Annotated in this window: 16 protein-coding genes; 7 read left to right on the forward strand and 9 right to left on the reverse strand. The window is 68.2% G+C overall.

Annotated elements, in window-relative coordinates:
• Positions 1-2 precede the first annotated feature (2 nt).
• The 4 genes from NS4_RS17395 to NS4_RS17415 all read right to left on the reverse strand — a co-directional run bounded on the left by NS4_RS17395 (position 3) and on the right by NS4_RS17415 (position 3,968).
• Positions 3-485, reverse strand: coding sequence for a hypothetical protein (locus NS4_RS17395; protein WP_063060584.1), 483 nt, complete (start codon positions 483-485; stop codon positions 3-5).
• 27 nt (positions 486-512) lie between these two features.
• On the reverse strand, positions 513-1,508 hold the full coding sequence (locus NS4_RS32820; protein ID WP_084487433.1) for a hypothetical protein: 996 nt from the start codon (positions 1,506-1,508) through the stop codon (positions 513-515).
• Positions 1,493-2,503, reverse strand: coding sequence for a hypothetical protein (locus NS4_RS17405; RefSeq protein ID WP_063060585.1), 1,011 nt, complete (start codon positions 2,501-2,503; stop codon positions 1,493-1,495). Before NS4_RS17405 ends, NS4_RS32820 begins: the two co-directional genes overlap by 16 nt.
• A 253-nt stretch (positions 2,504-2,756) precedes the next feature.
• Complete coding sequence (locus tag NS4_RS17415) at positions 2,757-3,968, reverse strand: helix-turn-helix domain-containing protein (protein WP_063060587.1); 1,212 nt, start codon at positions 3,966-3,968, stop codon at positions 2,757-2,759.
• 125 nt (positions 3,969-4,093) lie between these two features.
• Here NS4_RS17415 and NS4_RS17420 point away from each other — a divergent pair, with 125 nt between their 5' ends.
• The 5 genes from NS4_RS17420 (at position 4,094) to NS4_RS17440 (ending at position 6,265) form a co-directional block, all read left to right on the forward strand.
• Positions 4,094-4,387: a hypothetical protein gene (locus NS4_RS17420; protein ID WP_063060588.1), complete on the forward strand. Its 294-nt coding sequence runs from the start codon at positions 4,094-4,096 to the stop codon at positions 4,385-4,387.
• Complete coding sequence (locus NS4_RS17425; RefSeq protein ID WP_157106098.1) at positions 4,384-4,725, forward strand: hypothetical protein; 342 nt, start codon at positions 4,384-4,386, stop codon at positions 4,723-4,725. The genes NS4_RS17420 and NS4_RS17425 overlap by 4 nt, the downstream gene beginning before the upstream one ends.
• A 134-nt stretch (positions 4,726-4,859) precedes the next feature.
• Positions 4,860-5,546: a DNA alkylation repair protein gene (locus NS4_RS17430; RefSeq protein ID WP_063060656.1), complete on the forward strand. Its 687-nt coding sequence runs from the start codon at positions 4,860-4,862 to the stop codon at positions 5,544-5,546.
• A gap of 108 nt (positions 5,547-5,654) precedes the next feature.
• The gene (locus NS4_RS17435; RefSeq protein WP_157106099.1) at positions 5,655-5,849 is read left to right on the forward strand and encodes a type II toxin-antitoxin system VapB family antitoxin; all 195 of its coding nucleotides are present in this window, start codon (positions 5,655-5,657) and stop codon (positions 5,847-5,849) included.
• Entirely contained in the window at positions 5,846-6,265 is a 420-nt protein-coding gene (locus NS4_RS17440) for a PIN domain nuclease (RefSeq protein WP_063060591.1), read from the forward strand. Before NS4_RS17435 ends, NS4_RS17440 begins: the two co-directional genes overlap by 4 nt.
• A gap of 127 nt (positions 6,266-6,392) precedes the next feature.
• Here NS4_RS17440 and NS4_RS17445 read toward each other — a convergent pair whose 3' ends face one another.
• The 3 genes from NS4_RS17445 to NS4_RS17455 all read right to left on the reverse strand — a co-directional run bounded on the left by NS4_RS17445 (position 6,393) and on the right by NS4_RS17455 (position 9,088).
• Positions 6,393-7,610, reverse strand: a complete 1,218-nt coding sequence (locus NS4_RS17445; RefSeq protein ID WP_063060592.1) for an acetyl-CoA C-acetyltransferase — start codon at positions 7,608-7,610, stop codon at positions 6,393-6,395.
• A gap of 87 nt (positions 7,611-7,697) precedes the next feature.
• Positions 7,698-8,552, reverse strand: a complete 855-nt coding sequence (locus NS4_RS17450; RefSeq protein ID WP_063060593.1) for an SGNH/GDSL hydrolase family protein — start codon at positions 8,550-8,552, stop codon at positions 7,698-7,700.
• A gap of 74 nt (positions 8,553-8,626) precedes the next feature.
• Entirely contained in the window at positions 8,627-9,088 is a 462-nt protein-coding gene (locus tag NS4_RS17455) for a hypothetical protein (protein ID WP_063060594.1), read from the reverse strand.
• 103 nt (positions 9,089-9,191) lie between these two features.
• Here NS4_RS17455 and NS4_RS17460 point away from each other — a divergent pair, with 103 nt between their 5' ends.
• Entirely contained in the window at positions 9,192-10,583 is a 1,392-nt protein-coding gene (locus NS4_RS17460; protein ID WP_063060595.1) for a cystathionine beta-synthase, read from the forward strand.
• A 122-nt stretch (positions 10,584-10,705) separates the two neighbouring features.
• Positions 10,706-11,725: a mechanosensitive ion channel family protein gene (locus tag NS4_RS17465; protein WP_245665481.1), complete on the forward strand. Its 1,020-nt coding sequence runs from the start codon at positions 10,706-10,708 to the stop codon at positions 11,723-11,725.
• A gap of 61 nt (positions 11,726-11,786) precedes the next feature.
• Here the strand turns inward: NS4_RS17465 and NS4_RS17470 are convergent, their stop codons facing one another.
• Both NS4_RS17470 and NS4_RS17475 read right to left on the reverse strand, forming a co-directional pair.
• Positions 11,787-12,125 carry a DUF6401 family natural product biosynthesis protein gene (locus NS4_RS17470; RefSeq protein ID WP_063060597.1) on the reverse strand — a complete coding sequence of 113 codons (339 nt, stop codon included), beginning with the start codon at positions 12,123-12,125 and terminating at the stop codon, positions 11,787-11,789.
• An 81-nt stretch (positions 12,126-12,206) separates the two neighbouring features.
• Positions 12,207-12,563, reverse strand: a complete 357-nt coding sequence (locus tag NS4_RS17475; protein WP_174552104.1) for a DUF4254 domain-containing protein — start codon at positions 12,561-12,563, stop codon at positions 12,207-12,209.
• Positions 12,564-12,571 lie beyond the last annotated feature (8 nt).

Consider the following 12,571-nt stretch of genomic DNA (forward strand, 5'->3'; position numbering starts at 1 on the left):
ACTCACCCGAAATCGTCGTCGTCACCGTATCCGTCGTTCCAGTCGCCGTAGTCGCCGTCGCTTTCGCCGCCCCCGCTGCCGGTTTGCGTCGCCTGGTTGCGCAGTTCCTCTTCCTCCTCCGGGCTCAACGACATCGGCGGCAGCACCAGCGCGCCGAGCAGGGCGCCACCGGCGACGCCGGCGAGGATCGTGCCGAGCCGGCCGCCGAAGGACGAGCGGTTGACCGTCAGCACGCTGTCGCTCCACAGGGTGCGGCCGTATCCGGATTCGCGTCCGTAACGGACCGAGCCGTCGTGCAGGGTCCGTTTGACGATCCGTCGGCCCAGCGGCTCGTCGACCCCGGAGCCACCCCGGTCGTCCTGCCAGGTGACCGTGGCGCCCGGACCGCGGCGCCGCCACTCCTGCCTCCCGTCGGCGTAGCGCCGGTGCACGGTGTGGTCGGCGAGCAGCTCATCGGTATAGGCGAGGTGCTGGTATCGGGACACAGTGGCCTCCTCTCGTGCGACGAATGCTCAGGCGGCGGGCCAGGTCAGGAAGCCGCTGCGGCGGGCGCGCCGCAGTTCCGCAAGTGGCGGGGGCGGGGTGCGTACTCCGCGGACCAGGCGATGCACCGAGCGCAGCAGGACAGCGGGGTGGACCGCCTCGAGCTCGACGATCCGGCCGCGACGCAGCCAGGCCTGTTCCCGCTCGTCCAGGAAGCCGGGGCCCGGCCCGTCGCCCTGGTGATAGTCGGCGAGCAGCCGCGCCGGCGGTTCTCCGCCGGTCACTTCCGGCGGTGCGATCACCCCCGGACCCCGCCGCCGCGATCCTCGGCCGCCGAATGCCGGGCCCGGCGCATCCGGCGCCGAGGGACCGTCGGGTAGTTGCCCCGAATCGACGGCGGGGCCGTCGATGTGAAAGAGGTGCAGTCCCAACACCTGCCGGGGCCGCAGCCCCAGCGGCACCACGCGCAGCCCCGCGGGAATCCCGGTGAGTTCGCTCGGCCGGGCGGGAAACGCGAGGCCCGCCGCGCTCGCTTCGTGCAATACGTAGACCTCACCCGCGCCGCGCGCGAGCATCGCCGTCACACCGGGGTGTAGCGGCAGTTCGGCCGCGCTGAGCACCGGTGTCGCCGATTCCATCGGTAGACCGTTGGCGCGCAGCATATGCGCGACGGTGTGCGATTCGCAGATCAGCAGACGCGGCAGGCCGTAGTCGAACAGGTCGGGTTCGGGAGTGTGCGCTCCAGGGGGTGCGGTCCGGGGCGGTGCCGGCGTGAGCAGGCCGGGGATCTCGCGGTGCCGGGCGAGGGCGGCGTGAAAGGTGGCGAGGGACAGCGGTGCCGGGACGGTGAACGCGATCCGGCGTGGGAGCCGGGGCACCGGGGCGAGCAGCCGGCAGAGTTCGTAATAGAGCTGGCGTTCGGTGAACCGGATGCCGTTCGGCGCGGCGGCCCGGGACACCGCGACCGGTAGCAACCGATCGACTATCCGCTGTGTCCACCGGGCCGGTGTCAACTGCTCGGCCACGTCAGGAAGCCTATCTCCCGGGCACGCTGCCGGTCCGGGTCGGCGGCTTCCCGGACTCGTTCGACCCCGCGCTCCACCACGCCCAGCAGCGTCGCGGGCGGCAGCGCCGCGACCGGTGACCACCAGCCGTCGGCCAGCCAGTCGCGCTCGGCCGCGGATCCGGCCGCCCACTCCGGCACGGGTGGCGCCGCCGGGTCCGGCAGCTCCCGTAACCGCACCGCCGAGCGGGCCGCGAGCGCCGCTTTCGCGGACAGCCCGATCAGGATCGCCCGGGCGCCCAACGCGTCCCGGGCGCGCGAACCGAACAGGACGCCGGGCAGGCCGGCGTCGTGCAGGACGAGGACCGGTACCTCCGGCGGCAACCGGTCCAGCCGGTCGGCCAGCGTCATCTCCCATACCTCGGCGGCGTTGTTCGCGGCGAGACAGGCGAGTACCGAACGATTTGCGCACAACAGGGCCAGTCGCGGTTGCCGCACGGCGGGCAGCGCGATGTCCTCGGTCACCATTCCGGGCGGCGGCCCGCCGTAGATTTGTGCCCAGCGGTCGTACACCCCGGTGCGAAATTCCCGCGGTGTCACCGGTATCCGGACCGTCGTACGCTGCCGGAACCACGGTTTCGTAAAGGTCAGCAGCAGCGGAATCACGACCAGGAGAAGCACCCCGGTGCCGATCCCCGGTAATGCCGGGACGAACCCGGCTACCACACAGATGAACCCGCCCACCACGATGATCCCGCACGCCCAACCCAGCGTCGCGTGGTAATCGCGGTCCACACTCGGCACATCCCGGCGCGTGGCCGCGTACCACAGTTGGGTGGGGGTGTAGCGCAGACCGCGCTCGTCGCTCAGCTTTTCGGCCAGGCGCCGCATCCGCAGGTCGTGCATCCGCGCCGGGCTTTCTTTGGGCTCCAGCGCGAACTCCCGCCGGCACGCCGGACATCGCCGTCCGGTGCGCTCGCGGCGCAGCAGACTCTTGGCGCAGTGCGGGCAGATCACCTCTCCAATGGTCGTCGATCGGCCCGGATCGCGCGAGTGGTATATGTTTTCGAATCCGAGATGACCTGGGTGTTCAACGCCACCGGTATACCGAATTCACCGACGGTCAACCGGCGGTTCGGCGATAGTCTCCAGAGCTATCCCGCACGCTGTCGGATCGACCTCTACCTATTCCATTGGCGGACTTACGTACCGGGCTTCGGTGAATTGCAGGCAGACGGATGGCAGTCGTGATCCGAGTAGTCCTATCGGGCTATCTGTTTCCGATCCCGCACCAAGCGGCGAACCCGCGCAACGTTTCCGTGGAACGCGCATCCTGCCGTGCCAGGGCACGCACTGTCTCGTGCACCATCGGGTGGTACCGCGTCTGTGTCGGTGCGACACGCCGCGCCGACTGCAACGCCGAGAATGCCTTTTCCCTATCGCCGTGTAGGAGGTATCCCCGGGCCAGGTCGATGTAGTGGTGACCGGCTCGCTCCCGCGGAGTGCTCGCGGGCAGTACCACCTTCGCGGACCGTTTCACCGCCTCGGTGCCATCCAGCATCTCGACCGCCAGGCCGACCGACCAGATCCGGACGTTCGTGGGGCCGAAACACAGCCGGTAATCGTCACGATCCACACCGATTCGCGCGGCGGCCTCCGTTGCCTCGGCGAGGTGGGCGTCCGCGGTATCCCTTCGCCCGGCGCGTGCGGCGGCGAGAGCTGATTTGAGATGCAGGTTGCCCCACATCGCCAGAGTCGCCGGGTCACCCTTACCGATATTCGGCTCGATCGCCTTGCGGCTGCCCTCCAGGAAGCGCTCGGCCCCCGCCCAGTCGGCCACGCCGATCATTTCACCGGCGCGCTGGTAATCCCCCGCGAGCACCGCCAGTTCGTCACCCGACCGGGCCGCCGCCCACTCGTATCGGTCCACGGCGAGTGAAGCGAGATCGATGTAGCCGAGTTTGTAGACCACCTGCGAGGTCGCGGCGTAGGTCTCGGCCAGCAGACCGAATATCCGTTCCTGGTGCGAGGTATCGGCAGAGTGCCGAGCAACCCGCAGATCGTGCAGCAGCGACGGGAGGAGCGTGCCCAGTTCGCCCAGCCTGACCATATGCCGCATCTCGGATGCCCGGGCCACGTCCGCGGCCAGATCGCTCAGAGCGCGAGCCGGAATATCGTCGGGCGGAATCCGGTACACCGCCAGCTCCCGCCGGATGTCCGGTATGCCGGCGTGCACGAGTTGCTCGTCACGAGTAGTGCGCGGATACGGTTGTTCGAGAAGTGCGGTGACGCCGACCTTCAACGCGCGCCCACAGGCGGAGATGAAAGCGGGCGAGGCGGGCGCCCGTCCCTGCTCCACAGCTTTGACCAGAGATGTCGAGACATTCGCCTCGGAAGCCAGACGGGCCTGGGTCCAGCCGACGAGTTTGCGTTCCTCGGCAACGCGAGCCCCCACGCCGTCGTTTTTCTGCTCGGTGCTCATAGCTATCACATCCTGCATCGGCCCTCGTTCTCATGGTGCCAAAGGTTTTGTCCCTTCGGGAGGTCGGGCGCTACGAGCCTTATGGCGAAATCAAGCCCGCTGACAACAACACCGAAGAGGTGCCCATGCGTCAGGAGTCACCGTCCCTGCCCACCCGGGCTCCGCACAATCTCGCCATGGCCGCCACGCTACGGCTCTGGCAGGCGGGCCGTCATTGGGTCACCGACGACCCGGCGATTCTGCGCCGGGTCGTGGACGGGCTCCGAGCGCTACCCGCCGACCACCCCACCGCGCATTGCCGCTCGCAGGAACCGATTCGCGGTTACGCGCACGCACACCAGGTGATGGACGTCCACGCGGCACATCGCTGTCCGCGCTACGTGGCTGCGGCGGACTATGCGGCCGCGGCGCGCCGGTGAGCCTCGGCAGACGCGCGGTCGTGCTCTGCCGACCGGGCTGCGACAGCGCGGAGATCGAGCGGTTGTCCCGGGCACACGACCTCCGGGTGATGTACACGGTGTACACCGATACCGGGCCGGAGCTCGCGGCGCGGATCGCCGTCCAGTACACCCTCGACTACGCCGCCGAGGTGGTCGTGATCCCGTACCTGACCGCACGGGAGGCCAGGGAACTGCCGGCGTGGCGGCCGCTCGTGTGGTTCGCGGATCTGGTGACAGCGACCGGAGTAGTCGAAGAGGGGTTCTCCGAACAACCTCGACGTGGAGATCGCCGGGCTCCGGAGTGCCCGAACGCGTGAGTTCGGTGTCGTCGCCTCGGCCCGGCCACCACATGTGGAACCCGGTACGGCCGGGCCTGAGCCGCAGGGCGAGGAAACGGGCCCGTCCGGCCCTAGTCTTCTTGTATCCCGCACCCGACAGGCAGGAGACCGAGGTGGCCCCGACGACGCCTACCGAGACGACCGTGGCCGAGGTGCTGGCCGAGCTGGCCGGCCTCGCGGACCCGAAGATCCGCGCGGTGAACGAGAAGCAAGGTGACGATCACGGCGTGAACCTCACCCGGCTGCGTGCGGTCGCGAAACGGCTGAAAACCCAGCAGGACCTCGCGCGCGGACTGTGGGAGTCCGGGGACACCTCGGCGCGCCTGCTGGCGCTGCTGATCTGCCGCCCGAAAGACTTCGCACGCGACGAGCTGGATGCCATGCTGCGGGACGCGCGGACCCCCAAGGTGCACGACTGGCTCGTGAACTATGTGGTGAAGAAGAATCCGCACGTCGAAGAACTCCGGGTGACCTGGTTCGACGATCCGGACCCCGGGGTGGCGAGCGCCGGGTGGGCGTTGACCGCCGACAGGGTGGGCAAGAAGCCCGGCGGTCTCGACCTCCCCGGCCTGCTCGACATCATCGAAGCGCGGATGAAAGATGCCCCGGAGCGCCTGCAATGGGCGATGAACACCTGCCTGGCCCGGATCGGGATAGAGCATCCCGAGTACCGCGCCCGGGCGGTTGATATCGGTGAGCGGCTGAAGGTGCTCGAGGACTACCCGACCTCTCCGGGCTGTACCTCCCCGTTCGCACCCGTCTGGATCACCGAGATGGTTCGTCGCCAACAGGAGAAGTAGCTGGTAGGACTGGTCGGAAGTAATCCATTCTACCTGCGCTGATGCTTCATTACAGCCATGATTGCTATCATGGGAAAGTCTATTTTGCATCAGATTGGAGGTGGGAAGATGCGTACCACCATTGACTTAGATGACAATTGGGAAGAGGCTGCGCGAGTGCTGGGCACACACGGCAAGACGGAGACGGTAAACCGTGCCTTGGCGCATGTGCTCGATGAGCGGCGGCGCAGTCAGGCCGTTGAAACGTTCCGAAGCCTGCAACTCGATCTCGATCCGGAGACTATGCGCGGAGCGTGGGAGTGAGCACTCCGGTCTATCTGGCCGATAAATCTGCCCATGCCCAGCGATACAACTCCGAAGAGGCGGCTCAGCGGTTGGACCGTGAGATGGCCGCAGGACGCCTCGCGATCTGTGAGATGGTTGCTCTCGAGCTGCTCTACTCGGCGCGTAACAGCAGCGACTATCTACGCCTGAATGCAGCACTACAGGCACTGCCATGGGCTGCAACCGATGGTGCCGCCATGAAACGAGCTCTCGATGTGCAACGGCGACTCGCTCAGCGCGGGCAACACCGCCGACCGCTGCCGGATCTCATAATCGCTGCCACCGCGGAGCTCGCTGAGCTCACAGTGTTGCACTACGACCGTGACTTCGACCTGATCGGCGATGTTACCGGCCAGCCGATGGAGTGGATTGTGTCTCGAGGGACTGCGGGCTGAGCAAGTCTCGGTCGAGACCATCCGACCCGGCTTCCGTTGTGCCGGATGCGGCTTCGTGGTCTGTGACAGCGCACAGAAACGGCCCCTCCACGGGTTGAATCCGTAGAGGGGCCGCACTGGAGACGAATCAGCTCAGGCGTTCGATGATCATCGCCATGCCCTGGCCGCCGCCGACGCACATGGTCTCCAGGCCGAACTGCTTGTCGTGGGTCTGGAGGTTGTTGATGAGGGTGGCGGTGATGCGGGCGCCGGTCATACCGAACGGGTGGCCCAGCGCGATGGCGCCGCCGGAGACGTTCAGTTTGTCCAGGTCCATGCCCAGTTCCCGAGCCGAACCGAGGACCTGCACCGCGAAGGCCTCGTTGATCTCGTAGAGGTCGATATCGCCGATGGTCTTGCCGGCCAGCTTCAGCGCCTTGCGCACCGCCTCGATCGGACCCAGGCCCATGATCTCGGGGGAGAGGCCGGAGACCCCGGTGGACACGATCCGGGCCAGCGGGGTCAGGCCCAGTTCCTTGGCCTTGGTGTCGCTCATGACGACCAGGGCGGCGGCGCCGTCGTTGAGCGGGCAGGCGTTACCGGCGGTGACCGTGCCGTCCGGGCGGAAGACCGGCTTGAGCTGGGAGATCTTCTCGTAGGTGGTGCCGGCGCGGGGGCCGTCGTCGGCGGAGACGACGGTGCCGTCGGGCAGGGTCACCGGGGTGATCTCGCGTTCGAAGAAACCCGCCTTGATGGCCTCTTCGGCGCGGTTCTGCGACCGCACGCCCCAGTGGTCCTGGTCTTCCCGGGAGATCCCGGTGAACGAGGCGACGTTCTCCGCGGTCTGGCCCATGGCGATGTAGATATCGGGGATGTTGTCGTCCTCGCGCGGGTCACGCCAGCTCACCCCGCCCTGGGCGGTGGTGGCGGTGCGTTCCTCGGCGGTGGCGAACTGCGGGTTGTGGGTGTCGGGCCAGCCGTCGGCGGTGCCCTTCGGGAAGCGGGAGACGGTTTCCACGCCCGCGGAGATGAACGCGTGGCCCTCGCCGGCCTTGATGGCGTGGAACGCCATCCGGGTGGTCTGCAGGGAGGAGGAACAGTAGCGGTTCACGGTGGTACCGGGCATGTAGTCGTAACCCAGCTGGGTGGCGACGACCTTGGCCATATTGAAACCGGATTCACCGGCGGGCTGGCCGCAGCCGAGCATCAGGTCGTCGATATCGGCGGGTGACAGGGCGGGGACCTTGTCCAGTGCGGCACGCACCATCTGTGCGGCCAGGTCGTCGGGCCGCATGCTCACCAGCGACCCCTTGTTGGCCCGGCCGATGGGGGAGCGAGCTACGGAAACGATGACGGCCTCTGGCATGAGGACTCCTTTGTCGGGGAGTGTGCACGGCCGGGCCGAACACTACTCGCGGGTACGATCCCTTCGAATCTACGTCGCGCCCGGCTACTAGGAAATATCCGCCGCGGCCATATCCCGTTCAGCGAGCGCTCTCATCAATTCGGGCAGCAGATGGGTGGCCGCCAGCGCGTAACCGTCGGCGGAGGGGTGGAAACCGTCGGCGGAGAACAGCTGCTCCGGGGCCGCCCGGAAATCTTTGCTCAGCAGGTCCCCCATGGCGACGGTGTGGCCGCCGGCCGCCCGGGTGGCCGCCGTCTGGGCCCGCGCCAACCGGACGCTCCACCGGTGCACCACCGAGCGCAGCGGTTCCGGGATGGCGGTGACGCTGCCGAGGTCCGGGCAGGTACCGACCACGACGACGCTGCCCGCCCCGTGCAACCGGCTCACCGCCGCGCCGAGGCGTTCGGCGGACCGGGCGATCGAATGCTTCTTGGTGACATCGTTCGCGCCGACCAGCACCACCGCCGCGTCAGGCGGCGGGCCCGCCACGAACATGGCGTCCACCTGCCCGGCCAGCCCCTTGGAGGTGGCGCCGGAGATCGCCTTGGTGCTCAACCGGATGCGCTGCCCGGTGGCGTCGGCCAGACCGTGCGCGATGCGGACCCCGGGCACCTCGGCGGCGCTGTGGCAGCCCAGACCCGCGGCGGTCGAGTCACCGAAGATCATCAGGTGCAGGTCGGCATGTTCGCCGGTGCGCCCGGGCTGGTATCCGAGTGGCGAGTAGATGCCGTCGGCCTCCGGGGGCTTGGAGGTGTCGCGGCCGATCATGCCGCGCGCCGTGCCCGCCTGGGTGGTGAGCAGCCGGTAGGCCGCCCAGGACGCGGTTCCCGCCCCGGAGCCGACCAGAACCGTGGCGGCACCGGCCACCGCGGCCGTCCGCCATCCGATCCGAGTTTCGCCCATGGGCCCGGATCTTACGAGCGGGAACGATCTCGTGCGCGGCGTGCGCGCCGGGACCGGTCGCGCCCGGGCAGGTATCAGGCCGGGACGACGAAACTGCCGTACGCCGGGATACTCGCGTGGTTCGTGGTCACCACCACGTCCACTCGGCCGGGGCCGGTGTCCTGGAACAGGGAGTACTGGATGCTGCCGTAGATGCCGGTCACCACATTGTTGATGTAGGCACCGGTGGCCCCGGTGTCCAGGTTGCGCCAGGTCACCGTGGTCAGTACCTCGCACAGCGGCGCCAGCGGGTACTCACCCGGCCCGATGCCGGCGACGGGATTGGCCCGGACATTCAGTACCGCGCGGCCCGGCCACTGCGGGCTGGTGTCGGCCCAGGTGCGGATGCTCGTCCCGCACAGCCCGCCGTAGGTCAGCGTGGGGACGTCGGAAAACGCGATGGTGGCGGCACCGGCCGTGGCCCCGGACGCGGCGACCAGCGCGAAGGCGGACCCGGCCAGGAGCGCGGTGGCACGTGCGAGCTTCGGCAGCCTCATAGGTCCCGGATATTAATGGCTCGGCAGTCGCTCCGCCGGATTTACGCGGCGGGGTGGCGGACCACACGCAGCCTTCCGGCAACGTCTCTGCAACGATGGGGGTATGCGCATTGCGGATCATGTCGTGGACCTCATCGGCAACACCCCGCTGGTCCGGTTGAACTCGGTGGTGCCCTCGGGCGCCGGCCTGGTGGCCGCCAAGATCGAGTACCTGAACCCGGGCGGCAGTTCCAAGGACCGTATCGCGGTGAAGATGATCGAGGCCGCGGAGAAGTCCGGGCAGCTGCGTCCCGGCGGGACCATCGTCGAACCGACCTCGGGCAATACCGGTGTCGGCCTGGCGCTGGTGGCCCAGCAGCGCGGCTACCACTGTGTCTTCGTCTGCCCGGACAAGGTCAGCGAGGACAAGCGCAATGTACTGCGTGCCTACGGCGCCGAAGTGGTCGTCTGCCCGACCGCGGTGCCGCCGGAGCACCCCGACAGCTACTACAGCGTCTCCGACCGGCTGGTCGATGAGATCGAGGGCGCCTGGAAACCGGATCAGTACTCCAATCCCGGCGGTCCGGACAGCCACTACGAGACCACGGGGCCGGAGATCTGGCGCGATACCGAGGGCACGGTGACCCATTTCGTCGCCGGTGTCGGTACCGGCGGCACCATCACCGGCGTCGGTCGCTACCTCAAGGAGGTATCGGGCGGCAAGGTGAAGATCATCGGCGCCGATCCGGAGGGATCGGTGTACTCCGGTGGCACCGGGCGCCCGTATCTGGTCGAGGGGGTCGGCGAGGATTTCTGGCCCTCGGCCTACGACCCGGCGATCCCGGACGAGATCATCGCGGTCTCCGACGCGGATTCCTTCGATATGACCCGGCGCCTGGCCCGGGAGGAGGGTCTGCTGGTCGGCGGTTCGTGCGGGATGGCCGTGGTGGCGGCGCTCGAGGTAGCCCGGCGCGACCCGGATGCCGTCGTAGTGGTGCTGCTCCCGGACGGCGGGCGCGGCTATCTGTCCAAGATCTTCAACGACCGGTGGATGAGCTCCTACGGGTTCCTGCGCACCCCGCTCGACGGGTCGACCGCGGAAGTGCTGGTCGGCGACGTGCTGCGCGGTAAGTCCGGCGAACTGCCGGATCTGGTGCACACCCACCCCTCGGAAACCCTGCGCGACGCCATCGAGATCCTGCGGGAGTACGGCGTGTCGCAGATGCCGGTCGTCGGCGCGGAACCGCCGGTGATGGCCGGCGAGGTGGCCGGCAGCGTCTCCGAACGGGATCTGCTCTCGGCGGTGTTCACCGGTCGGGCGAACCTCACCGATTCGGTGGCGCAGCATATGAGCCCGTCGTTCCCGCTGATCGGGTCGGGCGAGCCGATCTCCGCGGCCACCAAGGCGCTCTCGGATACCGATGCGCTGATGGTGGTCGAGGACGGCAAACCGGTCGGCGTGATCACCCGCCACGATCTGCTGGGCTTCGTCAGCACCGATCGCGTGGCGCATTAGCAATTATTCTGCAATCACAGGTTCAACCTGCTCTACCGGGGTATAACGGGGTGTAGTGCCGTTCGCGGCAAACGCTGCGTCCGATCGGAGAGCGAAGGGAAGGGCTTGTGCAAACCTCAAGTTTGGCAATCGATTTCCAGCAGGGTTTCTCTGATGCGTGGAGTTCGATCGCGACATTCGTACCCAAGCTCATCGGCTTCCTGGTCATCCTGGTCGTCGGCTGGATCATCGCCAAGGTGGCCGAGAAGATCGTCGACAAAGTGCTCGAACGGGTGGGTTTCGATCGGCTCGTCGAGCGGGGCGGAATCCAGCGGATGCTGGAGCGGAGTAAGTACGACGCGTCCGATCTCCTCGGGAGGCTGGCCTTCTACGCGATCCTGCTGATCGCCCTGCAGATGGGTTTCGGGGTCTTCGGACCCAACCCGGTCAGCAACCTGATCAACGGGATCGTCGCCTGGCTGCCCCGTGCGGCGGTCGCCATCCTGATCGTGGTGGTCGCGGGCGCCATCGCGCACGCGGTGAGCGATCTGGTGCGCAACGCGCTGGGTGGGTTGAGTTATGGACCGATGATCGGCCGGATCGCGGCGGTGTTCATCTGGGGTATCGGTATCGTCGCCGCCCTGAATCAGATCGGGGTGGCCACCACGGTCACCACACCGGTGCTGATCGCGGTGCTCGCCACCCTGGGCGGCATTCTGGTCGTCGGTGTCGGCGGTGGTCTCGTGCGGCCGATGCAGCAGCGCTGGGAGGGTTGGCTGAGCGGGCTCGAGGAGGAGATGCCGTCCGTGCGCGGTCACGCCGAGGCCTATCAGCGTGGCCGGGAGGACGCCGCGCGGGAGCGGATGGGTGCCCAGCAGGCGGGCCGCGGTGCCGCGACCGCCGGACGCGACCCGGAACAGTGGGACGAACCGCAGCCCGCGCACGGTGGCGGTTTCCGGCGGGAACCCGATGAGCCCGGCGGTCACGGGCAGCAGATGTCCGGTGGCGAGTACCGGCAGTTCGGTAACCCCTACCGCGGCGGTCAGGCCCCTTATGGGGGCGGCCAGACTCCTTACGGGGGCGGTGGCCAACAGCCCTATGGCGGCTACGACGAGGGCGGTCGGTCGCCCTACGGCGGCGGCGAACCGCGCCACCTGCGCTGAGCGTCGTTTCCCGGTTTTCTTCCGCCGTGCACCGGAGCCCCCGGTGCACGGCGGAAGTCGTTCATCGGGCCGAGTGTCCGGCCTGCAGGCAGGCTCCGGCCAGCCGCAGGTGCAGCCATTCGGCGGTCGCCCAATCGGCGGGTTCGGTGAGAGGCGCGGTCCGGCCCTCCAGCAGTCCGCGCATGTAACCGGCCAGCAGGACGACCGGGGAGACCTGCCCGGCCGTATCGATCCCGAGGTCCAGAATGTCGCGGACGGCGGCGGCGTGCTGATCCAGTTGCGCGGACAGCCCCGGCAGCGCGGCGGCCGCCGCGAAAGCCGGCGCCCCGTGGGTCCGGTGGATACCCTCCAGATAGCGGCGGGCGGAGATCTCGAACACACGGGGACCCAGGGCGAACATAACCCGATGGTAACAACGCGCCGCTATTTATCGAACTGTGATATATCGCGCATCTCCGCAGGTGGTAGCCCTGGGCGCGACTCAGGTCCGGCGCCGGACCGGCTCGGCGCCGGCAACGAGATCGGTCCATGCGTCGGCCAGTAGTGCCAGCCGGTACCACGCCGCGTGCACTCGCTCGTCGGAGACGCGTTCGGCGTGAGGCAGCAGATGGTTGGCGTGTAAGTGGGCGGCCGCCATGCGGTCGATCGTGGCGCCGAAGGAATCGTCGCGCTGTCGCCGGACCTGCCGTCCGGTCGGCTCGGTACTGATCCATCGGTCGATCAGCGCGACGAGTTCGGCTCGGCGGCAGTCTATTCCGGCTGTCGCCAGCGGGTCGCCGTGCCGGCGTGAGGCAGTGTATTCGCCGGGAACGGAATGTGGATGCGCGCGAAATGGCAAGTGGCTCC

It is taken from the genome of Nocardia sienata NBRC 100364 (assembly GCF_001613205.1).
In the GTDB taxonomy this organism is placed as follows: Bacteria; Actinomycetota; Actinomycetes; order Mycobacteriales; family Mycobacteriaceae; genus Nocardia; species Nocardia sienata.

Coding starts and splice junctions, on each gene's coding strand:
- NS4_RS17415 (WP_063060587.1), bottom strand. CDS start 3,968: ATGAGCACCGAGCAGAAAAACGACGGCGTGGGGGCTCGCGTTGCCGAG.
- NS4_RS17420 (WP_063060588.1), top strand. CDS start 4,094: ATGCGTCAGGAGTCACCGTCCCTGCCCACCCGGGCTCCGCACAATCTC.
- NS4_RS17435 (WP_157106099.1), top strand. CDS start 5,655: ATGCGTACCACCATTGACTTAGATGACAATTGGGAAGAGGCTGCGCGA.
- NS4_RS17445 (WP_063060592.1), bottom strand. CDS start 7,610: ATGCCAGAGGCCGTCATCGTTTCCGTAGCTCGCTCCCCCATCGGCCGG.
- NS4_RS17450 (WP_063060593.1), bottom strand. CDS start 8,552: ATGGGCGAAACTCGGATCGGATGGCGGACGGCCGCGGTGGCCGGTGCC.
- NS4_RS17455 (WP_063060594.1), bottom strand. CDS start 9,088: ATGAGGCTGCCGAAGCTCGCACGTGCCACCGCGCTCCTGGCCGGGTCC.
- NS4_RS17460 (WP_063060595.1), top strand. CDS start 9,192: ATGCGCATTGCGGATCATGTCGTGGACCTCATCGGCAACACCCCGCTG.
- NS4_RS17470 (WP_063060597.1), bottom strand. CDS start 12,125: ATGTTCGCCCTGGGTCCCCGTGTGTTCGAGATCTCCGCCCGCCGCTAT.